The organism is Sporolactobacillus mangiferae, assembly GCF_023336505.1.
Lineage (GTDB): Bacteria > Bacillota > Bacilli > Bacillales > Sporolactobacillaceae > Sporolactobacillus > Sporolactobacillus mangiferae.
Genome location: NZ_JAMAST010000013.1, coordinates 41368 through 62355 on the forward strand (window position 1 = coordinate 41368; position 20988 = coordinate 62355).

Annotated in this window: 20 protein-coding genes, 12 tRNA genes and 1 rRNA gene; 30 read left to right on the plus strand and 3 right to left on the minus strand. The window is 47.4% G+C overall.

The annotated features are described in order from the left end of the window. Positions 1-955 precede the first annotated feature (955 nt). Positions 956-1255 carry a Dabb family protein gene (locus M3N64_RS10365; RefSeq protein WP_249101989.1) on the plus strand — a complete coding sequence of 100 codons (300 nt, stop codon included), beginning with the start codon at positions 956-958 and terminating at the stop codon, positions 1253-1255. 143 nt (positions 1256-1398) lie between these two features. Then, positions 1399-2292: a DUF1002 domain-containing protein gene (locus M3N64_RS10370; protein ID WP_249101991.1), complete on the plus strand. Its 894-nt coding sequence runs from the start codon at positions 1399-1401 to the stop codon at positions 2290-2292. Positions 2293-2326: 34 nt separating this feature from the next. Here M3N64_RS10370 and M3N64_RS10375 read toward each other — a convergent pair whose 3' ends face one another. Continuing rightward, positions 2327-2929 carry a DedA family protein gene (locus M3N64_RS10375; RefSeq protein WP_249101993.1) on the minus strand — a complete coding sequence of 201 codons (603 nt, stop codon included), beginning with the start codon at positions 2927-2929 and terminating at the stop codon, positions 2327-2329. A 281-nt stretch (positions 2930-3210) separates the two neighbouring features. Here M3N64_RS10375 and M3N64_RS10380 point away from each other — a divergent pair, with 281 nt between their 5' ends. From M3N64_RS10380 to M3N64_RS10395, 3 genes are all read left to right on the plus strand, one after another. After that, positions 3211-3942: a DsbA family protein gene (locus tag M3N64_RS10380; protein WP_249101995.1), complete on the plus strand. Its 732-nt coding sequence runs from the start codon at positions 3211-3213 to the stop codon at positions 3940-3942. A 179-nt stretch (positions 3943-4121) separates the two neighbouring features. Continuing rightward, the gene (locus M3N64_RS14115) at positions 4122-5081 is read left to right on the plus strand and encodes a peptidoglycan-binding protein (protein ID WP_283163410.1); all 960 of its coding nucleotides are present in this window, start codon (positions 4122-4124) and stop codon (positions 5079-5081) included. Positions 5082-5455: 374 nt separating this feature from the next. Then, complete coding sequence (locus M3N64_RS10395) at positions 5456-5722, plus strand: late competence development ComFB family protein (RefSeq protein ID WP_249101999.1); 267 nt, start codon at positions 5456-5458, stop codon at positions 5720-5722. Between the two features lie 252 nt (positions 5723-5974). Here M3N64_RS10395 and M3N64_RS10400 read toward each other — a convergent pair whose 3' ends face one another. Further along, on the minus strand, positions 5975-6211 hold the full coding sequence (locus M3N64_RS10400) for a ferredoxin family protein (RefSeq protein WP_249102001.1): 237 nt from the start codon (positions 6209-6211) through the stop codon (positions 5975-5977). A 238-nt stretch (positions 6212-6449) separates the two neighbouring features. Then, entirely contained in the window at positions 6450-7064 is a 615-nt protein-coding gene (locus M3N64_RS10405) for a rhomboid family intramembrane serine protease (RefSeq protein WP_249102002.1), read from the minus strand. A 545-nt stretch (positions 7065-7609) separates the two neighbouring features. On the opposite strand from M3N64_RS10405, the gene acpS reads away from it, so the two are divergent. The 25 genes from acpS to M3N64_RS10530 form a co-directional block, all read left to right on the plus strand. Continuing rightward, a complete protein-coding gene (gene acpS, locus M3N64_RS10410) occupies positions 7610-7972 on the plus strand; it encodes a holo-ACP synthase (protein ID WP_249102004.1) in 363 nt (120 codons plus the stop codon). Between the two features lie 55 nt (positions 7973-8027). Next, positions 8028-9542, plus strand: a complete 1515-nt coding sequence (locus tag M3N64_RS10415) for an NAD(P)H-hydrate dehydratase (RefSeq protein ID WP_249102006.1) — start codon at positions 8028-8030, stop codon at positions 9540-9542. A gap of 47 nt (positions 9543-9589) precedes the next feature. Then, positions 9590-10594, plus strand: coding sequence for a LolA family protein (locus M3N64_RS10420; RefSeq protein WP_249102008.1), 1005 nt, complete (start codon positions 9590-9592; stop codon positions 10592-10594). A 490-nt stretch (positions 10595-11084) separates the two neighbouring features. Further along, entirely contained in the window at positions 11085-12275 is a 1191-nt protein-coding gene (gene alr / locus M3N64_RS10425) for an alanine racemase (protein WP_249102010.1), read from the plus strand. 153 nt (positions 12276-12428) lie between these two features. Beyond that, a complete protein-coding gene (locus M3N64_RS10430; RefSeq protein WP_249102012.1) occupies positions 12429-12707 on the plus strand; it encodes a CopG family ribbon-helix-helix protein in 279 nt (92 codons plus the stop codon). A 2-nt stretch (positions 12708-12709) separates the two neighbouring features. Next, on the plus strand, positions 12710-13060 hold the full coding sequence (locus M3N64_RS10435; protein WP_093674775.1) for a type II toxin-antitoxin system PemK/MazF family toxin: 351 nt from the start codon (positions 12710-12712) through the stop codon (positions 13058-13060). Positions 13061-13694: 634 nt separating this feature from the next. Further along, a complete protein-coding gene (locus M3N64_RS10440; protein WP_249102015.1) occupies positions 13695-14708 on the plus strand; it encodes a PP2C family protein-serine/threonine phosphatase in 1014 nt (337 codons plus the stop codon). Positions 14709-14769: 61 nt separating this feature from the next. Beyond that, complete coding sequence (locus M3N64_RS10445; RefSeq protein WP_249102017.1) at positions 14770-15108, plus strand: STAS domain-containing protein; 339 nt, start codon at positions 14770-14772, stop codon at positions 15106-15108. After that, positions 15101-15580: an anti-sigma B factor RsbW gene (rsbW, locus tag M3N64_RS10450; RefSeq protein WP_249102020.1), complete on the plus strand. Its 480-nt coding sequence runs from the start codon at positions 15101-15103 to the stop codon at positions 15578-15580. The genes M3N64_RS10445 and rsbW overlap by 8 nt, the downstream gene beginning before the upstream one ends. Continuing rightward, the gene (sigB, locus tag M3N64_RS10455) at positions 15552-16340 is read left to right on the plus strand and encodes an RNA polymerase sigma factor SigB (protein ID WP_249102022.1); all 789 of its coding nucleotides are present in this window, start codon (positions 15552-15554) and stop codon (positions 16338-16340) included. The genes rsbW and sigB overlap by 29 nt, the downstream gene beginning before the upstream one ends. 449 nt (positions 16341-16789) lie before the next feature. Further along, positions 16790-18946, plus strand: a complete 2157-nt coding sequence (locus tag M3N64_RS10460) for a Tex family protein (protein ID WP_438271017.1) — start codon at positions 16790-16792, stop codon at positions 18944-18946. Between the two features lie 31 nt (positions 18947-18977). Further along, the gene (locus M3N64_RS10465) at positions 18978-19472 is read left to right on the plus strand and encodes a SprT family protein (protein WP_249102027.1); all 495 of its coding nucleotides are present in this window, start codon (positions 18978-18980) and stop codon (positions 19470-19472) included. Between the two features lie 131 nt (positions 19473-19603). Next, positions 19604-19678, plus strand: a tRNA-Asn gene (locus M3N64_RS10470). A 1-nt stretch (position 19679) separates the two neighbouring features. Next, positions 19680-19771, plus strand: a tRNA-Ser gene (locus M3N64_RS10475). Positions 19772-19776: 5 nt separating this feature from the next. Further along, positions 19777-19851: transfer RNA gene (locus tag M3N64_RS10480), tRNA-Glu, on the plus strand. Between the two features lie 22 nt (positions 19852-19873). Beyond that, positions 19874-19949, plus strand: a tRNA-Asp gene (locus M3N64_RS10485). Between the two features lie 54 nt (positions 19950-20003). Continuing rightward, positions 20004-20078: transfer RNA gene (locus tag M3N64_RS10490), tRNA-Gln, on the plus strand. A 3-nt stretch (positions 20079-20081) separates the two neighbouring features. After that, positions 20082-20153 (plus strand) — tRNA-Lys (locus tag M3N64_RS10495). A gap of 5 nt (positions 20154-20158) precedes the next feature. Beyond that, positions 20159-20243: transfer RNA gene (locus M3N64_RS10500), tRNA-Leu, on the plus strand. Between the two features lie 15 nt (positions 20244-20258). Further along, a tRNA-Leu gene (locus tag M3N64_RS10505) sits at positions 20259-20344 on the plus strand. A gap of 10 nt (positions 20345-20354) precedes the next feature. After that, positions 20355-20431 (plus strand) — tRNA-Arg (locus M3N64_RS10510). Between the two features lie 4 nt (positions 20432-20435). After that, a tRNA-Pro gene (locus M3N64_RS10515) sits at positions 20436-20512 on the plus strand. 6 nt (positions 20513-20518) lie between these two features. Beyond that, positions 20519-20592: transfer RNA gene (locus tag M3N64_RS10520), tRNA-Gly, on the plus strand. 7 nt (positions 20593-20599) lie between these two features. Beyond that, a tRNA-Ile gene (locus M3N64_RS10525) sits at positions 20600-20676 on the plus strand. 219 nt (positions 20677-20895) lie between these two features. Then, positions 20896-20988, plus strand: a 16S ribosomal RNA gene (locus tag M3N64_RS10530); the annotation flags it as partial.

Consider the following 20988-nt stretch of genomic DNA (forward strand, 5'->3'; position numbering starts at 1 on the left):
AAGGAAACGTCCATGATCCGCAGGGTGAAAACAGCGTTGTTCTTTAATAAAATCTGCGAGAAAAAGCGTCTTTGTGAAAAACAAAGACGTTTTTTATACTCTTGAAAATATATAAATTTTAAGGAAAATAGTATAAGTGGTCCGAAAAAACGCCGCGTCCTGCGGCTTATCGGACACTAGGCCGTCCATGGCCGTCGCGACGGCGGATTCGCCCGTGTCAAAGGCTTGGCGATGCCAAATTTTCTAATATATAAGAAAGTATATCATTTTGACCCATATGAAAACCAATAAACCAGTGTCTTATCGAGAATCAAAGCGGAGGTGCGCTGGCACCTGCGGCGCGTTCCTGTTGATCAGCGAGCCTGGAAAGACCTCGCAGGAATTGGCCTGCCTGAGGAGGCTTCCGGATCGCCCGCGGCAAGCGAGCAACTGAAGCGTCGATGCCAACCAAACAAACAGATCAAAGACTCCGGTAGAAAACTGTGAAAACACGCGATGACCGGTAAATGATGATTAGTGACCGGTAAATCGTACTGAATGACCGGTAAATAGCGCAGGAATGACCGGTAAATCATGCTGAATGGTCGGTAAATCGCAGTCAAACGGTATCCTGTGAAAGTACGTCCTGTGCACAACGCGGAAGCCACCGCATCCTGCGGAAGTAAGGACCGGGTGCTTTTTGCCCGGTTTTTCTAATGGGAACTGTCTTGCTGTACAGCGCTGGATTAGCAGCCTGTCATCAAAGGCGTGTTCAAGAAATGCAAGGTGTCTTCCAGGTTCCTGCTTGCCGAGAAGGCTCGCAGTGCACCTACGGCAGGTGAGCAGACGCAGCGCTGATGCTTAAATCAATTTTTTTCACAATCTATGTAAAGATCTCTGAAACCATCGCAGATAGATAAAAAGATGCTATGATAATGACGGACAAGTGACAATAAGATGGAAGTGAGGGTATTTGATGATTGAACATATTGTACTCTTTAAATTCAGTGACGAGACGACCGTGGCGCAGAGAGAAGAAGGTGCTCGCAGATTACATGAACTGAAAGACAGGCTGCCCGGTATTATTGACATTGAGGCGGGGCAAAACTACTCCATACGTGCCAAAGGGTATTCCATGGCTCTGACTGTCCGCTTCCGTTCCAAGGCGGACCATGAGCATTATACGCCATCACCGGAACATCAGGCCTGCCTCTCCTATCTGAAAGAAATCGGGCTTGCAGACTCACTGGCCGTTGATTTTGAAATTACCGAATAATAGGACATTGTCAGTCAGCTATAAACTTTTGCCGCTTTTTCTTCGCTCAGGTGCTGAAGAAAATGAGCGGAGCGCTTTTTAAGCAAAGCTTTTAGGGAGTGCAGGGCTTTGTTGCCACTCCCGGAAAGGAATAGGTGATCAACATGAAAAAAGTGAGTGCTCTTGTAATTGCTGCAATCGTAGCGCTTTCTGCTTTTGCACCGGCAAAGGTGTTTGCCGATGCTTCACCAGGCGATGTAATAGTTACCCTGGGCGCGAATCTGACCGCGGATCAGCGGCAGTCTCTGTTGAATGAAATGGATGTGTCTTCAGACTCGGCCCAGATCGTCACCGTCAGCAACACTGAGGAACATAAATATCTTGATAAATATTTGTCTGCAGCGCAGATCGGTACACGGGCGATCAGTTCTTCCAAGATAACGATCGGAAAATCCGGTTCGGGGTTAACCGCAAGCACGCACAACATCACTTATGTATCGAAGGATATGTATATTAACGCGCTGGCAACGGCCGGGGTAAAAGATGCCGATGTTTATGTGACCGCGCCTTTCCCGGTGTCGGGAACCGCGGCACTGACCGGTCTGATCAAAGCCTATGAAGCCAAGACGGGTGATACCATTCCGGAAGCGAAGAAACAGGTCGCCAACGAAGAAGTGGTGACCACTGCCCAATTGGCGAATAAGGATGGCGTCGGCAAGGAAAAAGCTGCGGATCTGGTAACCGCAATTAAAGACAATCTGGCTAAGAACAAACCGCAGTCACGTGCCGACGTTGAACAGGCAGTGCGTGATGCTGCCAATCAGGTCAACGTGAAATTAAGCGATGCAGACATGAACAAGCTTGTCGATCTTTTCGATAAAATGCGTACCTTGCATATCGACTGGGGCGATGTGGGCAGCCAGATGCAGCAATTGAAGGATAAAGTCAGCCAATTGGCCAATTCTGATCAGGCGAAAGGTTTTTTTGCTCAGGTTTTGCAGGCGGTCGGTGATTTTTTCTCATCAATCTTTAATGCGGTTTCTTCGTTATTCAAATGATTTGGAAATCAGTAAGCGGCTCAGTATCAGCCGCTTATTTTTTTCTCCTGAACTGGATTATCGTGATGATCACGAATCCGATGAAGAGAATAGCCCCAATCAGGATCACATGGAAAAGTCCAAAACCGATAAAGCGGTGAATCTGATTTCCCGCGAAATAACCGAGACTTAAAAATATCGTGGCCCAGACCCACGCACCCAGTAAAGATGCCGACAGATAAGTGATAAACCGTGCGCGGCTGAGTCCGGCCAGATACGGATTAATTTGCCGAATGCCGGGGATAAAGTACCCTGCGATAATAGCGAGAAAGGTATGCTTTTGAAAACGTCTTCTGGCTTTTTCCCATCGTTGTTTTGTCAGCCCGATATATTTTCCGTAGCGTACAATGAACGGTTCGCCAATGTAGCAGGCGATGAGATATGCGCTGACCATACCTGAAGAGGCGCCAAGTACCGCCATCAAAATACAGACGGAGAGCCGGAGTGGCGGGTCCGCTTCCGTGATCTGAGAAAGCGTGATACCCACAAACAGAAGAAAGGATTCCTCAGCGGCAGGCACACCGATCAGTCCGCAGAAAAGATAAAGAAACACGAATAAATAGCCATATGTAAGAAACAGAGATTGTATGTTTTCCATGAAGTGCCCCCGCTTGTCTGCTTTGCTGGCACAGGCTGATGAACTAACTACAGCATGGACAAAGCCCAACATAATTATAGCAATTTTTTCTTTCGATATGACTTCGGGATTCAGGCAATAAATATTACTGTTTACTGGATGAAATCATGTATAAACTGTTATTATAAAGTATCGATGAGAAGATGTCCCATTTGTCGGCAGAACGCTGAGCATCCGAAAAATTTGTCAATACATAAATGAACTTGGCGAAAGTCGTCAGAAAACAGTCACGAGGTGAGCACATGGCAGGAAGCAAACATTCTTCTAAAGAAACGAGCGATCCCAAAAAGGGACGTATTGTTATTTTCAGTTCCGTTATTGTGATCGTTCTTGTAGCGGCCATTCTGGTCATGATCTTCAGCAATCAAAACCGCGAGGAGGCGAAGCCGAAGAAGCAGCCGACTCATCGCACAGAGCAGACTGCACGCATTGACTATCAGGGGCAGCCATATATCGGCAGCAGCAATGCACCAGTGAAAGTTGTCGAATTTTCTGATTACCACTGTCCGTACTGTAAGGAATTTGAAGAAACCGTCATCCCGAAACTGAACAATGATTATGTAAAAACCGGAAAGGTCAGTTTCTATTTTATTAATAATACAATTCTTGGCCCTGGCTCTGTTCTGGCGGCGAATGCGGCTGAGGAAGTTTATCATCAGAATCCGAAAGCCTTCTGGGCTTTCCATCAGGCGGTTTTTCAGGCACAGAAGAATGAAAAAGAGCAGTGGGTCAGCAAGAAACTGCTTACCGATATTGCGAAGAAAACTGTTCCTTCAATTGACTTGAAAGCCTTTCAGAATGCATTGGATACTAAATCGCGTCAGAACGATGTAGACAAAGACAATGCGATGGCTGATTCCCTTGGCGTACCGGGAACACCGTACATTTTTGTTGGAGACAAAGCAGTTGAAGAGGCACAGGATTACGAAGTACTGAAAAAGGCCATTGACAGCGCACTTGCAGCCAATAAATAAATCGCAACTTCCGAGGGGGTCGCAAAAGTCTTCTGACTGCGCGGCGCCCCTTGTTTATATGTGGCTGTTCCTTTGATGCCCGCGGCGGCGGTACTTGTCCTGTTATCTAATTGTAAAGTATGTTCCGCCCATCATGCACATAGTAGTAAAGTAGAGATTCAGGATGGGAGGAGACATCAATGTACAGTGGGACCGCGCTTGCAAAAAGCGCAGCTGTGGTAGCGACGTTTACATCGACATTCATTATCCTGCCTCAGAACGCTGCCGCGCATTTGACCAGCAGCAATTTACTTTATAAAGGAACGCACAGCGATGAGGTCAAAACAATTCAGTCGATTTTAAAATCAACCGGCAGGTATCCATTGATGAAATCTACAGGTTATTTTGGAGCGCAGACGGAAAAAGCGGTGAAACAGTTTCAGAGAGAAAACGCTTTGGACATCGACGGTGTTGTCGGTCCCAAAACCAAAAAGGAACTGATCAGGTACACGAATAAAAATATGGATTTGCTTTCAAGGGGTGCAAAAGGAAATGAAGTCGCCTATCTGCAGCAGATGCTCAGGACCATTGGGTTTAAAGCACTCCCGGTTGACGGCTATTTCGGTGTGCGAACGGAAAAAGCTGTTCTGGAGTTGCAAAAAAAGACCCGTATTCATATCGATGGAATCGTTGGTCCGGAAACATGGGGAAGCATCGAAAAACAGCTCCGTCACCCCCAGCCGATCGCGACATCTGTCAAACCGGCTGCATCAAAGGCTCAGGTCCAACAAAAGATCAAAAAAACTACTCCATCAGTCCGGCCGTCTAAGCGATCGCGGATCATTCGGAAGACCGATCATGTATCAGCGGTCAGAGAGTTCTACGCTAACAGTACGGCCTACACCGCACGCTGCAACGGGTGCTCAGGAACGACAGCAACCGGAATCAACCTGCTCAAGAATCCAGATACAAAAGTGATCGCCGTTGATCCATCCGTTATTCCGCTCGGAACGAAACTTTACGTCGAAGGCTACGGCTACGCTGTTGCCGGAGATACCGGTGGAGCCATTAAAGGCCATAAAATTGATGTGTTTTTTAACAGCAATTCTGACGCGTTGCAGTGGGGAAGAAGAACGGTCAAAGTAAAAATTATTGAATAACGATTGAATGATTGAAACGCCGCCGATTCGGCGGTTTTTTTCTGCAGGTAAAAGGTGTAACGAAACCATCGAAAACCGTAACGAAAGGCACCAAATTCGTAATGAACGATTTTATTTTGCATATAAGAAAGTTTAAAATTCAGCGGATTATCGTATAAGTGTGACGGCGGCTGTGCCTTCGCCAGAGGCTTGGCAAAGCCAGGTTTTCTAACAAATGAGAAGACATGAAATGGATAGTTCCCATTTACCCTATCGGATAATGATGCCTTGAGCTGTCTGTTTTTCTGTGCTACGATTCATGCATAAAGCAGATATCCTCTTTTTGGAAATGCATTTTTTGCTACGATTCAGACAGAGCGAAAGAAGGATCTGGTATGGGAACCGTACATAATGTTATGGAAGACTCCGTGAAGGATCTTCTGGAAAAATACTGGGGCGATTTACCGGTTTCCTGTCATTGTGAGACATGTAAATCCGATGTGTACGCACTGAGCCTGAATCGGCTTAAACCTCACTATGTACGGGATCAGTCCGGCAGGATGTATGCGAAAGCAAGTTTAATGACTACTCAGGCACGGGCCACTATTTTAACTGCCATTACTGAGAGTGCCAAAGTGGTTTCGGCTTATCCGCATCATTAATTCAGAATTTTTTCTCGAACGAGTAAAACGCTGCAGAGAACGATGACTGCAGAACAAAAACCCCTTCACTGCAGGCTAAGTTGCAGTGAAGGGGTCCTATTGTTCTGCTATAAGCAAGTTTAAAATTCAGCGAATTATCGTCTAAGCGCAGGCGGCGTCTTTGTCTTCGCCAGAGGCTTGGTAAAGCCAAGTCTTTTAATATAAAACAAGGATTATCATATAAACGCGAAACCAGATTTTCTAAAACCAGGATCACGATTTAAAGAAATCACGATTGATCTGGATATACTTCTGTTCGCTCTCCGGCACCTCATCTTCGGGATAGATGGCTTCAACCGGACAGACGGCTTCACAGGCACCGCAATCGATGCACACATCGGGATCGATATACATTTGTTTTTCGCCCTCAACGATACAGTCGACAGGGCAAGTTTCAATGCATTCGCCAGCCTTTTCATTTTCGCAGGCGGAAGTGATCACAAAAGCCATATAAAGGAACTCCTTTCAACTAAGAAATCTGAATAGCTGCTTCTCCTATTATGAACATAATTTGAACAAAAAACAATTGTTTCAGCATACATATCTGCCTGCTGAATAGAATAATAGGTTAAATTTTTTGGGAAGATGATGCTCTGTTTACTGTTGCTTTCTGGGCCATGTTTTACGGCTTGCAGACGGTCCCAGAAAGGGATGCTGCTCGCAGTCAAAAAAATTATGAGACTTTATTTTAACGCAGCCTTCCGAAAAAAAGAAGGGGGGCAAGCACAAGCCCTGAGAGAAAACCGATCAGATGTCCCATCACGTCAATGTTGGCACCAAAGAACGAACTGATCAGACTGATCAGCACGATGACAAAGATGATGGTCTGATCCTGCCTGTCAATACGTTCTCTATGGAAAACAACGAGATAAATGTAAATGCCGAGCAGGCCGAACAGAGCTCCGCTCGCGCCATAATGGCTGAAGCCTGCTGACTCAAGAAACAGTGCGGCGATATTCGCAATGACACCGGTAGCCAGAAAAGCAGCAGCATATCGCAGCTTCCCAAGCATGATTTCGAGCGCCGGTCCGAAAATGAAAAGCGAGAATGCATTAAATAAGATATGACCGAAGCTGATATGCAGAAAAATCGGCGTGACGAGCTGCCACCATGAACCGCTATTTAATATGGCATTGTTTGAGCCGGCAGCAAATTCGAATAGATGAAAAGCGAATTCCGGCGCAAGCCGCAAGGTCCCGGTAATCAGAAACACTAAATACACCAGCAGGTTGACAGCAAGCAGGACGGTTGTCACCGGATAAAATTTTATAAAGTGTTTAAAAGATTCATTTCGAATAAACAAAACAGGGTGTACCCTCCTTAAGGCATGATCTTGTACTAAGTATAGGGTAAAATAGAAAACAGTGGTAGCAAAAAAAGGTTACTCAACATCTCAGACAAAATTTCAGCAAGTGAGCACAGGCTCAGCATCGCCGACTGCGGCTGTTTTTACACAGCAGGATGATCAGAAACCGCTGTAAACGACTCGACCATTTTTATAAGAAAGCATATAAATTTTAAGGATTATAGCTAAACATAGAAGTGTAAACCAGACACGAAAGCGCAAGACGCTAGCGGCAAGCGAGCAGCTGGCGTGTCTGTCAGGTACGAGATCTACGGTAAAGGACCAGGCGCAGCCAAGTTTTTCTGAAACGAACGTTTTTTTTCACAAGTAAATCAATTAAATGACTTTACTATGTGAAATGAGCGGCATTTCATCAATAAGTCGGTTGGAGCTACGTAAGGTGCGGGCGCCTGCAGGCACCTCACATCAATCAGGTCACCCGCAACGCAGAACAAAACAAAAATGAGTGCTTTTGGAAAAAGCACGCAAGGCAGGAGTTATTCATGATAAAAGGAATCGGTGTTGATCTGATCGAACTGGATCGGGTGGCCGAGCAGATTCATCATGCGGCATTCGTCAAACGCATTTTGACAGCGGCGGAACAGAAAACCTACGCAACACTTAATGACAGGCGCAAAATCGAATTCCTGGCCGGCCATTTTTCAGCTAAGGAAGCTTATGCAAAAGCGAAGGGAACCGGCATTGGCGGGTCCGTTTCTTTTCAGGATCTGACGGTGAGTTACAACGCATCCGGGCAACCCGCTCTTAAAGATCGGCTGCATTCAGCGGATGTGATTCATCTGTCGATCACGCATACAAAACATGCGGCCGCTGCGTTCGTTGTCATAGAAAGCTTGTCATGCTAGTCTGCATATTAAAGAACCTTGTCTCATATAGTTTACTACGCTGGGAGGGACTATTGTGCATGTTGTATCGCGAGAAGAGATGCAGAGCATTGATCAGTACACCATAAAGCAGATCGGGCTGGGAGGACCGGTGCTTATGGAAAACGCGGGCCGGGCGATTTATGCTGCCATTGAGCCGGATTTATCACCAGAAACCCGCGTGCTTGTCATTATTGGTAAAGGGAACAATGGCGGTGACGGATTTGTTGTTGCACGGCAATTGCTGGACAGCTGCGCACAGGCTGAGGTCTGGCTGGCCGTAGATCCGGAGCGAATAACCGGGGATGCGGCTGTGCATATGAATGCCTATCTCGCAAGCGGCGGCGAAATGCGGCAGATTGAAGAGGAACACGAGCAGTTTTCGGCACAGCTCGACCGGGCGCATCTTATTGTGGATGCGCTCCTCGGGACCGGTGTCCGCGGCGCGCCGTACCCTGAATACGCAGCGGTCATCGAACAGATGAATCACTCAGAAGCAGAGACTGTATCGATTGATCTTCCAAGCGGTGTCCCTGCCAATGGTGAATCTTTTGACCACCCGGCAGTGCTGGCCAACCGGACACTGACTTTAGAATGTCCGAAACTTGCACAGTTTGTGCTGCCGGCCGCGCGTTATTTTGGGAGGGTGCATGTGCTCCCAATCGGTATTCCAAGTGCGGCATACCGGGCGGTCGGCATTCAGCGCCGGCTGCGCAATCGTGCAGAAGTGATCCGTACTTTGCCGGTCCGGGATCCTTTTTCACATAAAGGCTCGCATGGCAGGGGTTTGCTGGTTGCCGGCGCTGAAGGGATGCCGGGTGCGGCATTCTTTGCGGCCAGATCCGCACTGCGCTCGGGAATTGGCCTGCTGAAGGTCTGCGTTCCTGATGCGGTGAAACCGGTGATTGGCGCAGGAGTTCCAGAGGCAATGTATATGTCGCGTCATCAGCTTAACTTTGAGAGCATCACCGGCGTTGCAATTGGCCCGGGGCTTGGGCGGGGGCGTGATGAAGAAGCACTTGTCCTGCGAGCTGTTGAAGAGAGCAGCGAGGTACCCTGTGTCATTGATGCCGACGCGCTTTTCCATTTAAAAACGCATTTGGATGTGCTGCGCGCGCGTAAAGTTCCTGCTGTTCTTTCGCCTCATGCGGGCGAAATGGCGCGTCTGGCCGGCGTGTCGGTCAAGGAAGTTGAGCGCAGTCGATTTGCGCTGTCACAAGCTTTTGCACAAAATAACCACGTCTACCTAGTGCTTAAGGGCAAGTATACGATTATCACCGCGCCTGACGGACGGCAGTCGGTCAACCCGACCGGTAATGCCGCGCTTGCAAAGGGCGGGTCAGGCGATGTATTAACGGGTATTCTGCTCGCCTTTCTGCTTCAACATGAACAGATAATGGAAGCCGTCTGCAATGCGGTATACGTTCATGGGGCGGCCGCGGATGAACTCGTGAAGCGTGGGCATTCTCTGCTTGACGTACTGGCAACTGATGTCATTGAAATGATTCCTCCTGTTCTGCACCAGCTTTACAGCGATACGACCGGCCGATAACCGGTTCCTCCTTTGTCACTGAATAGAGGCAAAGGGGTTGGAGATATATGAAAAAGTGGTCGGCATTATGGATTGGCGCAATCCTGATGATCGCCTTGCTTTCCGGATGCGGCACCAAATCGGAAAAAGACGTGATTGACGACTTAAACAAGCGTTATGAGAACATGAACAGCTATTCGACAGATGCAGTGATGACGTTTCAGAGTCAGGGGAAAAAACAGGTCTACAAGATCAATGTCACCTATAAAAAACCGAACTATTATAAAGTCGCACTCAGTGATGGAAACCAGACCAATCAGCAAATGATTTTGAAGAACAAGGATGGTGTCTTTGTTCTGACACCGGAATTAAAAAAGAGTTATCGCTTCACCAGTGACTGGCCCAACAATCGCAGTCAGGCTTATCTTTTTCACTCACTTGCAAAGGATATTCTGAATGATCCGAACCCAGGCTTTACTGCTAAAGAAAATCAATATATTTTTAAAACAAAAACGAACTACAACACGCCGCAGCTGGCTAATCAAACGATTACTCTGAAAAAAGACCTGACACCGGAAAATGTGCAAATTAAAGATAAAGACGAGAACACTGTAGTGACAGTAAAATTCAAATCGTTTAAGGTGAATCCGTCAATCGATAACAAAACCTTTGATGTAAAGCAGAATATGACTGCCGCGCTTATTTCAAAAACACAGACAGCAACGGCAAAGAATAGTTCATTTAAACTGCTGTATCCGACGGCGACGCTTTCGGGAACCAAACTCTCGTCAGTAGAGCCGGAAACGACGCAGATCGGTGACCGCTATGTACTGAAGTATCAAGGTAAAAAGCCGTTCACGCTGATTGAATCGAAGAGTCAGACATCCGTGTCGTCAACACCGACACTGGCGACCGGAAATCCGGAGAATCTTGGCTTTGCGATCGGTTCAATTAGTGATAAATCACTTTCCTGGTCACATAACGGCACCGATTATTTCCTTGCATCCGATAAACTGACTGACGATGAAATGAGAGTAATCGCCCAGTCCGTCAATGGCACAGCGACAAAATGATCATTGATAATCAGCGCCCCCGCTCTTTACGAACGGGCGTTTTTTTTTACACAAATAAGACAATGTAAGATTCAGAGACATTTAATGTCCGTGTGATGATGCCTGCGAGATCTCGCAGATTACACATCCTGCTTGAGGAGGTTCATGGTTCGCGCGTCAAGCGAGCAGCTGGAGTGTCGCCCGGTACAAGATCGACGGCAAAAGATCGGACTAAGTCTGTTTTTTTCTTAGATTTGCAATGATCTACCAGAGATGTCAATGAGAGAATTCACCGCCGAGTGAAGCGCTCAGCCAGGAGAAAAAATTCCTGAACGGATTCGCCGCCTAAACCCACTTTCGTTTTCGACGAAGAAGTGATTAAATAGAAAAAGAACTTGTCGAATCAAGGGGAGCCGGACACCGTAGCATGGATATGTTTTGAAGTCGGACCGAACCGAAGGCGTTCTCCTGTAAAAAATCACTAAATGAGATTGGATGGTCGAGGTAAGCGATGAAAGCTTCATCCTATTATCGGGAAACTTGGGCAGATATTGATTTAGACGCAGTTGCCGTCAATGTGCAGAATATGAAGAAACAGATTCCTGCAAATGTTGCACTTCTGGCGGTCGTCAAAGCGAATGGGTACGGGCATGGCGCCCTGCAGGTAGCTGAAACGGCTCTGGAAAACGGGGCGACATGGCTGGCCGTTGCGCTTTTTGACGAGGCACTTGCGCTTCGCAAGGAGGGGATCAAAGCACCGATTCTCGTGCTCTCGCCCATTCCGCCGCAGCACGCAGGGCTTGCAGCGGAAAATTGCATTTCAGTGACTGTATCTGCTCAGGAATGGGTCAGACAGGCAAAAAAATACTATGAAGGTTCCAAACAGGTGCTTCTCCATCTTTCGTGTGACACGGGTATGGGACGAATCGGCGTCCGCACACGGAAAGAGGCGGCAGCTCTGATTGATGAAATCGAGTCGGATTCACGGTTCACGCTTGAAGGTCTGTTTACGCACTTTGCAACTGCCGACCAGGATGACGGGACTTATTTCAATGAGCAGTATGCACGCTTCGAACGGATGGTCGACTGGATTCATGCGCTCGGCGCGCATCCTGAGGTGATCCATTGCGGCAACAGTGCGATGACACTGAAATATCCGGCGGAGAAACGGCATCTATTCAGCATGGTCCGTTATGGAATTGCCATGTACGGCTTGTCACCGTCTCCGGAAATGGCGAAACAGCTTCCATTTCAGCTGAAACCGGTACTGTCCCTGCACAGCCGCCTGACCTTTGTCAAGAAAGTAACGGCCGGAACGAAAATCGGTTATGGTGCAACGTATCAGGCATCTGCGGATGAATGGATCGGAACTGTGCCGATTGGTTACGCGGACGGCTGGTTGCGGGCACTTGCGGGTTCAGACGTACTCATTGACGGTCAGCGTTGCCCGATTGTCGGACGTATCTGTATGGATCAGTTTATGTGCCGTCTGCCACATGCATATCCTGAAGGAACGGAAGTCACGCTGATCGGAAGGAACGGCAGCGAGCAAATGACAGCAGATGATCGTGCACGGCAGCTTCGGACAATCAATTATGAGGTGACGTGCATGGTGCATCCACGTGTGCCAAGAATTTACTGGAAAAATGGCAAACGTACAGAAATAAGCAATCCGGTTCTGGCACTTGCAGAGAATCAGTGAAAAAATCGACAAAAAAATGAAAAAAATATCATAATTAAGCATAAAAGCATGCGCTTTTTGGCGAAAATAGCTATGCAAATGAATTGTGACATGGTAACATAATTTTTAGTTGAAAAAAAGATATATTCTGACGAAAGTGATGGGGGTGCAGGCATGCCGGAATCTAAGATTAAAGAAATCATGCTGAGTTTACCACAACATTTGTTGAGTGAGATTGATGGAATGGCCAGTCGGGACAACATGAACCGCAGTGAATTTCTCCATCGCGCCATCAGACTGTATCTGCGCGAGCGTAACAAGGGCTATATCCGTGAACTTATGCGTCAGGGCTACATGGAAATGGCGAAAATAAATCTGAACATTGCTTCTGAAGCATTCCTTGCTGAAGAGGAGGCAGAGATCACTCTGGAACGCTCCGTCAGCGGGGTGTAACAGTGATTGTTAAGCGCGGCGATGTTTACTTTGCAGATCTTTCACCGGTCGTTGGATCGGAGCAGGGCGGTGTCCGTCCGGTTCTGATTATCCAAAATGACATTGGCAATCGCTTTAGCCCAACGGTTGTAGTAGCGGCCATCACCGCACAAATTCAGAAAGCCAAATTGCCGACTCATGTGGAGATCGATGCAAAGAGATATGGCTTTGATCGCGATTCGGTCATCCTTCTTGAACAGATCAGAACCATTGACAAGCAGCGGCTGACGGATAAAATCACGCATCTGGATGAAGAAATGATGAGCCGGGTGAACAAGGCGATTCAGATCAGTCTCAGCCTGATCGACTTTTAAATGCCTGACTATTTGACAAGGCATCGTGCCGTTTTTTCCCAGGACGATCTATCCGTGAAGGGAGAACCCTTTTGCGAACAGGCTTCATCAATCATTCCAGATGAATGGGAAAATCAGCAGTGGGACTTACCAGTGCCAATTATTATTGAAAAAATAAATATGAGAAAACGGAAGGCTGTTTCTCCAGATGATTATCAGGAGCATGCAGGCTTCTTTTTTTGCACAAATAAGAAACATTCATGGCTTGCTTGAGGCGGGTGATTTTCTGAATTTATTTTCTGCGTCTTTCGCCAACCGCCTGTCTTGGCTGCAGGTACTGAATTTCGCCGTCCATATTTTTTGCCATAATAAGGATTACATGAAATAATTAATAAGAGATGCAATCTTTTTCAACCTATCCTTTCTTCCTGAAATCTGGCTATGTTAAAGATCGGGTCGGCATCGTTTATTGACACATTTGTAACAAATAGCGATTGATCATTCATGTGCATTGGCAAATGGTCAAAGTGAAACGAAAACGGGCGGCATTTAGCAGTGTTAAATTAAAACGGCACGAGCTTCTGTGTCTCTTAATGCAAGAATATTCATTCATCGAAGAAGTGATGATTTTTGAGGCGGGAAGGGAGCGGACAAGATGGAAACACAAGAAGACGAATCACAGCTTTCTGAGTACCGAACATTGCTTGCACACTATATTTCTCAGAAAGACCAGAAACTCCCGACTGAAGAAAGTGAGCATCTTCGTCGACAACTGCATGCCTGCGGAATTCTTCCAGAAGATTTGCTCGGGTTGCATATTGAAGCGCTGAAAGGCGCAGGCATTTTTTCGGAATCCGCAATGATGCGCTCCCTGAACTTTTTAATGAAAATGATGTCGGGCTATAGTAAGGCATACAGAGAACATCAGGAATTGAAAGACTGGCAGAAACAGCTGGATACGGAACTTGACATTGCCTCGGCACTTCAAAAGACACTGCTGGATGGAAAGGTGCCTGCCTGTTCATTTGCCGATATTGGTGCAATCAGCGAACCGGCGAAAAGAATGAGCGGAGACTATTACCGAATTGTAAATGACGGAAAACGCCTGGTGGTCACCATTGCAGACATTGTTGGCAAGGGTATTCCGGCTGCAATGTGTATGTCGATGATTAAATACGCGATGGACAGCCTGCCGGAAAATAGCCAGGGTGCCCCTTCGTACATTCTGTCTCTTTTGAATCGGGTTGTTGAGCGGAATGTAGATACAAATATGTTCATCACTATGTTTTACGGTGTCTATGATCCGGAGACAGGAATTTTCTCAAATTCTTCCGCCGGGCATGAACCTGGATTTTACTATTCCGCGCGTGAAGATCGATTCATGGATCTTGAGGCAAGAGGATTATCGCTTGGACTGGCAAGGGAAGCTGAGTACAAAGAATATGCACGCCGGATTTACAGCGGTGATATGATTTTTCTCTTGACGGATGGCGTGACCGAGATTCGAAAAGATCATGATTTTATCGAACGTGAACAGATCGTTGCCCTGATCCGTCGCTGGATGCACCTGCCTGCCGCAGAGATTGTGAAGCAGGTAATGCGTGCCTTGAAAAAAATGCAGGATTTTTCTTTGCAGGACGACTTTACATTTATTGCTATAAAGTTTTAAGTTTGGCACCGCAGGCAAACGGGTATTAACTTATAAAGCTATGGTGATCAGGAGGATAGCGATGAATATATCAATTAAACGTAAGGATCAGGGAGATCATCGATTTCTGGTTGCTGTTTCAGGAGAGATCGATGTTTTTACAGCTCCGGAATTGCAGAAAGGACTGCTGCCGTTGACCGAAATACGCGGCGGTACGCTGATATTGGACTTAAATGAAACCAGATATATGGACAGTACGGCACTTGGTGTGATCGTTGCAGCGCTGAAGTCTGCATCCAGGCACCAGTGCAGCTTTTCAGTGACTGGCATGACACCGCGCATTCAAAGACTTTTTGAAATCACCGGGCTGATGGAGCTTCTGAAGCGAGTACAGACAAGCAGGGGGGTTGCAAATGACTGAAGCGAATGATGTCATTCGGCTTCTTATACCGGCAAAACCCGAATTTGTCAGCGTTGCAAGACTGGCATGCTCGGGCGCAGCGAGCAGAATGGGGTATACGTTTGACGCGATTGAAGATATCAAAGTTGCAGTGTCGGAAGCCTGTACCAATGCAGTAAGCCACGGATACGGGAAAAAGGGCACAGGCAACATCCAGATTGATCTGGAGTGCGGAAGCAGCGGGATGGCCATCACCATTTTGCATAATGGTGAGAGTTTCGATGCCGGACATGTATTGAAGAATCTTAAACCGATTGACGCGTCCGCTGAACTGGATAAAGTCAGTGAAGGAGGTTTGGGACTTTTTTTGATCAATGCGCTGATGGATCAGGTGACGATAAGCACAGAATGCGGTGTAGCTGTCCGAATGATCAAGTTCTTGAACGGAGACGGGGTGGGGCGCATTGCCAACAAGGTCTCAACAACAGAGTAACATTCACAAATGGATTGCTGAATTTCAGAAGAATCCCGAGGATGAATCTTTGCAGACCAGAATTATCCGGCATTATGATCATCTGGTTCGTGCATTGGCAAATAAATTTGCCAGGAACAGTGATGTGAGCGAAGATCTTTATCAAGTGGGCATGATCGGTCTGATTGCCGCAATCAGACGGTTTGATCCGTCGGTTGGGAGCAGTTTTGAATCTTTTGCCGTTCCGACAATCGTCGGTGAAATCAAGCGCTATATCCGAGACAAAACGTGGAGCGTCCACGTGCCAAGGCGTGTTAAGGAATTGAGTCCGAAAATTCGCAGAGCGACAGAAAAGCTGACCCGAACGTTACAGCGCTCTCCAAAAATTGAAGAAATTGCGGAGGAAATCGGCGAAAATGAGGAGACGGTTCTGGAAACGCTCGAAATGGCACGGGGGTACAATACGCTGTCTGTTGATTCGCGAATCGACGGTGATTCAGAAGGCAGTGCCATGACTTTGCTCGACATTGTTGGCAGACAGGACAGCGGATATGAAAAAGTTCATCAGAAACTTGTTCTGAACGAGGCCTTTCAGGTGCTTTCAGAACGCGAGAAAACCATTTTAGCCTGCACCTATTTTGAAAATATGAGTCAAAAGGAAACGGGTGAACGTCTCGGAATTTCACAAATGCATGTTTCACGCCTGCAGCGCAACGCGCTTCGCAAACTGCGGGACAATCTGCCGCATATAAATGAAATGGGTTTGTCAATTAATAATTAATTAGTTTGTGTGGAACGGCTCGTTATTGGACGAGCTGTTTTTTGTATAAGAAAGTTTAAAATTCAGCGGATCATCGTATAAGTGCGACGGCGGCTTCGCCCTCATCGGAAGTTTGGCGAAGCGAAGTTTTCTAACAAGTAAAGAAAGTATAAGATTTTGACCCATATGAAAACCAATAAACCAGTGTCTTGCCGAGAATCAAAGCGGAAGTGCGCTGGCGCCTGCGGAGCGTTCCTGTTTATCAGCGAGCCTGGGAAGACCCCGCAGGAATTTGCCTGCCTGAGGAGGCTTCCGGATCGCCCGCGGCAAGCGATGAGGTATTCAGAAGGTATCGAGAACCAGGTGCATTCCGCATGCAAGTGCGGTATTTTGGGGCAAGTCCGCCTTTAAAGATTGTTCAGACGGCTCTTCCGTTTTCTGATATGATAAACGGGAAGGAGTCGATGATCATGGAAGAAATCATCAGGCATATTTCTGAAAGTCTGAAGATTAGCGTTCCGCAGGTGGCGCGCACGATTCAGCTTCTGGAAGACGAAAATACGATCCCGTTTATTGCCCGCTATCGTAAGGAAATGACCGGCGGACTAGATGAAGTATCGATTGAAAAGATCAATGAATCTTATATATACAGCAAGCAATTAGCAAAACGCAAAGATGAAATTATTCAGCATATCGCCGAACAGGGAAAACTGACCGGTGAACTTGAGCAGAAAATCCGGCATGCATCCATTCTCCAGAAAGTGGAGGACCTGTATCTCCCTTACCGCAAAAAACGGCGCACCAGGGCGACCGTTGCCAAAGCTAAGGGTCTTGAACCGCTTGCGGACTGGCTCATGAGCTGTCCGGCAGAGCCGATTGAAGAGGAAGCGGGGCACTATGTCTCTGAAGCAAAACAAGTGCGAGATGTTGACGAAGCGCTGCAGGGAGCGGCGGATATTCTTGCAGAACGCCTGGCAGATCGTGCCGAACTGCGGGCGCTGGCCAGGAAGCAAACGACAGAGCAGGGCGTTGTATGTGTTCGCGCGAAGCATAAGGAACTGGACACTAAAGGAGTGTACACCAACTATTATGACTATCAGGAACGTGTACAGAAAATCGTTCCTCATCGAATTCTTGCGATCAATCGTGGAGAAAAGGAAGGAATTTTAAAGATTTCGATTGAGGCACCGGATGCCTTGATTCTCCCCAGCGTAAAAACAGCGTTGAATCCAGGGAGAAGAACGACGGCTGCCGCATTGCTGAATGCGTGTGCTGAAGATGCTTATTACCGCTTCATTGCACCTGCAGTTGAACGCGAATTAAGGCAGACACTGACTAAAAAGGCGGAGCAGCAGGCAATCCGGATTTTCTCTGAAAATCTTCATGGGCTGTTGCTGCAGCCACCTCTGAAAGCTCGAACGGTTCTTGGCGTTGATCCTGCCTATCGTACCGGCTGCAAACTTGCCGTGGTGGACCCGACGGGAAAAGTGCTCGATATATCGATTATTTACCCCAATCCTCCAAAATCTGATCAGGAAGGTGCGAAACGCACGATTCTGCAGCTTATTGAGCGTCACAGAATCGATATCGTTGCAATTGGCAATGGTACGGCTTCCCGCGAGACCGAAGCATTTATTGCCGAAACTTTGAAGCAGATCTCCGAACGCAGACTTTTTTATATCATTGTCAACGAAGCAGGGGCAAGCGTCTATTCGGCGTCCAAGCTTGCGCGGACGGAATTTCCTGATCTGCATGTTGAGGAACGAAGCGCCGTATCCATCGCCCGCCGGCTTCAGGATCCGCTCGCAGAACTTGTCAAAGTAGATCCGAAAGCTGTTGGCGTCGGTGAATATCAACATGATGTATCGCAGCGTGAACTCGAAAAATCGCTTCAGTTTGTCGTAGAGACAGTGGTTAACCAAGTTGGCGTCAATATTAATACTGCTTCCGGACAGTTGCTGCAATATGTTGCGGGATTGTCTAAAACGGTGGCAGAAAATATTGTTGCGGAACGTGAGAAAATCGGGCGATTTAACAACCGCAGACAGTTGATGAACGTTCCAAGGCTTGGCTCAAAAGCCTTTGAGCAGTCGGCCGGATTTCTGCGAATCAGCAACGGGGAAAATCCATTGGATAATACACCAATTCATCCCGAAAGCTATAAAATAGCTGCCCGTTTGCTGGAGCAGGTCGGATGCGAATTGACCATGATTGGGACTTCGGATCTGGCCGAAAAATTGAAACATCTGGATGTCCCGCGGCTGGCCGTGGAGTTATCCGTCGGTGAACCTACGCTTCGTGATGTTCTGGAAGCCCTGGCTCGTCCCGGTCGTGATCCTCGTGACAATTTGAAGAAACCTCTGCTGAAAAGCGATGTGCTGAAAATGGAGGATTTACGTCCGGGTATGCAGCTGGAAGGAACGATTCGGAATGTGGTTGACTTTGGTGCATTCGTGGATATCGGTTTCAAGCAGGATGGCTTAGTGCATCTTTCCAAACTTGCAGCCCGTTTTGTCCGGCATCCGCTTGACGTTGTTCGTGTCGGCGAAATTGTCACCGTCTGGGTGGAGCAGGTTGATTCGAACAAAGGGCGTATTGCACTGACAATGATTGCTCCGAAAAACTGAATACTCCCGGAAACAGAAAGGGGGCAGAATCATGACGGATGAAGAACTGCAGAAGTTGGTTGAAGAGATATCTCTGGAAAGCTTTCATCGCCCGTTTTGTCACGAAGTGGTTTTTAATTCGCGGCTCCGAACAACAGGGGGCCGCTATTTGCTCACCTCACACCGAATTGAATTTAACCAGCGGCAGCTTCAGTATTTTGGAAGGGAAGCATTCATTCGAATTATTAAGCATGAACTCTGTCATTATCATCTGCATTTGCTTGGCGGCGGTTACCGGCACAGAGATGCTGACTTTCGCGCACTTCTTGCAAAAGTTGGTGGATCAAGGTTTTGCAGTAGAATTCCAAATATGCGCACCTGTTCAGGTGTTCGCTACCTTTATCATTGCACCTCATGCGGTCTGGCGTTTATGCGTAAACGAAAAATTGACGTGCGTCGTTATGTATGCGGATCATGCGGCGGATCTCTTCAGTTGCTCAGTAAAAACCGAGTTGAAGAATCAAAAAAAGATAGAAAAAAGGGTTGACTGAGCCTTTCAATTTGTGTTAAATTATTTAAGTCGTCAAAAGAACAAGCCGTTCTGCCTTTTATGACGTCGTTGACAAATAAAACTACACAGTGTAGAATAGCTTGTGCATTTATTTTTTGACAGGTTATTCCACAGTAGCTCAGTGGTAGAGCAATCGGCTGTTAACCGATCGGTCGTAGGTTCGAACCCTACCTGTGGAGCCATGGAGAAGTACCCAAGTCGGCTGAAGGGGCTCCCCTGCTAAGGGAGTAGACGGTGTAAATCGTGCGAGGGTTCGAATCCCTCCTTCTCCGCCATTTATGGCCCGTTCGTCAAGTGGTTAAGACACCACCCTTTCACGGTGGGTTCATGGGTTCGAATCCCGTACGGGTCACCATTTAATAATAAATAACATGTGAGGATCCGTGGTGTAGGGGTTAACATGCCTGCCTGTCACGCAGGAGATCGGCGGTTCAAATCCGCTCGGATCCGCCATTTTAATAAAAACAGCGATTAAAAACGATATGTGTTTCCATACATAATTGTTTTTGGCCCATCGCCAAGCGGTAAGGCAACGGTTTTTGGTGCCGTCATGCGCTGGTTCGAATCCAGCTGGGCCAGCCACATGAGCCACTAGCTCAGGGGTAGAGCATCTGACTTTTAATCAGAGGGTCGAAGGTTCAAATCCTTCGTGGCTCATTTTAGCGGGTGTGGCGGAATTGGCAGACGCGCTAGATTTAGGATCTAGTGTTTTCCAACGTGGGGGTTCGAGTCCCTTCACCCGCACCATTAATAATTGAATATGCGGTCGTGGCGGAATGGCAGACGCGCTAGCTTGAGGGGCTAGTGGAGGCAACTTCGTGGAGGTTCGAGTCCTCTCGACCGCACCATTTTATATATGCGCCCTTAGCTCAATTGGATAGAGCGTCTGACTACGGATCAGAAGGTTGGGGATTCGACTTCTCTAGGGCGCACCATTATCGGGAAGTGGCTCAGCTTGGTAGAGCATCTGGTTTGGGACCAGAGGGTCGCAGGTTCAAATCCTGTCTTCCCGACCATCTTTCGCGGGTGTAGTTTAGTGGTAAAACAAGAGCCTTCCAAGCTCTGGTCGTGGGTTCGATTCCCATCACCCGCTCCATAATAATGGGCCTGTAGCTCAGCTGGTTAGAGCGCACGCCTGATAAGCGTGAGGTCGGTGGTTCAAGTCCACTCAGGCCCACCATTATTTTTAACTTATAATAATAAGAATGTTCCTTGAAAACTGAACAAAAGCCAAGCGTGATTGACAAGGGTTAAACCCTGATTAATTCAAATAGCTATGGATCTTAGCTTCCACAGGATGTGGTGACTTCTGCGTTGTGCACAGGACGTGCACGACTTCAGCAGAAGTTCCTCTCTTTGGAAGTACGACAAGAAGTATATGAGCAAGAAAGCAAGACACTTTTTGGAGAGTTTGATCCTGGCTCAGGACGAACGCTGGCGGCGTGCCTAATACATGCAAGTCGAGCGCACAGAGGGGAGCTTGCTCCCTGAT

Excerpts from the sequence above, each read along its gene's own strand:
- M3N64_RS14115 (WP_283163410.1), top strand. The coding sequence starts at position 4,122 with ATGTACAGTGGGACCGCGCTTGCAAAAAGCGCAGCTGTGGTAGCGACG.
- M3N64_RS10395 (WP_249101999.1), top strand. The coding sequence starts at position 5,456 with ATGGGAACCGTACATAATGTTATGGAAGACTCCGTGAAGGATCTTCTG.
- alr (WP_249102010.1), top strand. The coding sequence starts at position 11,085 with ATGAAAGCTTCATCCTATTATCGGGAAACTTGGGCAGATATTGATTTA.
- rsbW (WP_249102020.1), top strand. The coding sequence starts at position 15,101 with ATGACTGAAGCGAATGATGTCATTCGGCTTCTTATACCGGCAAAACCC.
- acpS (WP_249102004.1), top strand. The coding sequence starts at position 7,610 with ATGATAAAAGGAATCGGTGTTGATCTGATCGAACTGGATCGGGTGGCC.
- M3N64_RS10445 (WP_249102017.1), top strand. The coding sequence starts at position 14,770 with ATGAATATATCAATTAAACGTAAGGATCAGGGAGATCATCGATTTCTG.
- M3N64_RS10365 (WP_249101989.1), top strand. The coding sequence starts at position 956 with ATGATTGAACATATTGTACTCTTTAAATTCAGTGACGAGACGACCGTG.
- M3N64_RS10400 (WP_249102001.1), bottom strand. The coding sequence starts at position 6,211 with ATGGCTTTTGTGATCACTTCCGCCTGCGAAAATGAAAAGGCTGGCGAA.
- M3N64_RS10420 (WP_249102008.1), top strand. The coding sequence starts at position 9,590 with ATGAAAAAGTGGTCGGCATTATGGATTGGCGCAATCCTGATGATCGCC.
- M3N64_RS10460 (WP_438271017.1), top strand. The coding sequence starts at position 16,790 with ATGGAAGAAATCATCAGGCATATTTCTGAAAGTCTGAAGATTAGCGTT.
- M3N64_RS10380 (WP_249101995.1), top strand. The coding sequence starts at position 3,211 with ATGGCAGGAAGCAAACATTCTTCTAAAGAAACGAGCGATCCCAAAAAG.
- M3N64_RS10465 (WP_249102027.1), top strand. The coding sequence starts at position 18,978 with ATGACGGATGAAGAACTGCAGAAGTTGGTTGAAGAGATATCTCTGGAA.
- M3N64_RS10440 (WP_249102015.1), top strand. The coding sequence starts at position 13,695 with ATGGAAACACAAGAAGACGAATCACAGCTTTCTGAGTACCGAACATTG.
- M3N64_RS10370 (WP_249101991.1), top strand. The coding sequence starts at position 1,399 with ATGAAAAAAGTGAGTGCTCTTGTAATTGCTGCAATCGTAGCGCTTTCT.
- M3N64_RS10375 (WP_249101993.1), bottom strand. The coding sequence starts at position 2,929 with ATGGAAAACATACAATCTCTGTTTCTTACATATGGCTATTTATTCGTG.
- M3N64_RS10430 (WP_249102012.1), top strand. The coding sequence starts at position 12,429 with ATGCCGGAATCTAAGATTAAAGAAATCATGCTGAGTTTACCACAACAT.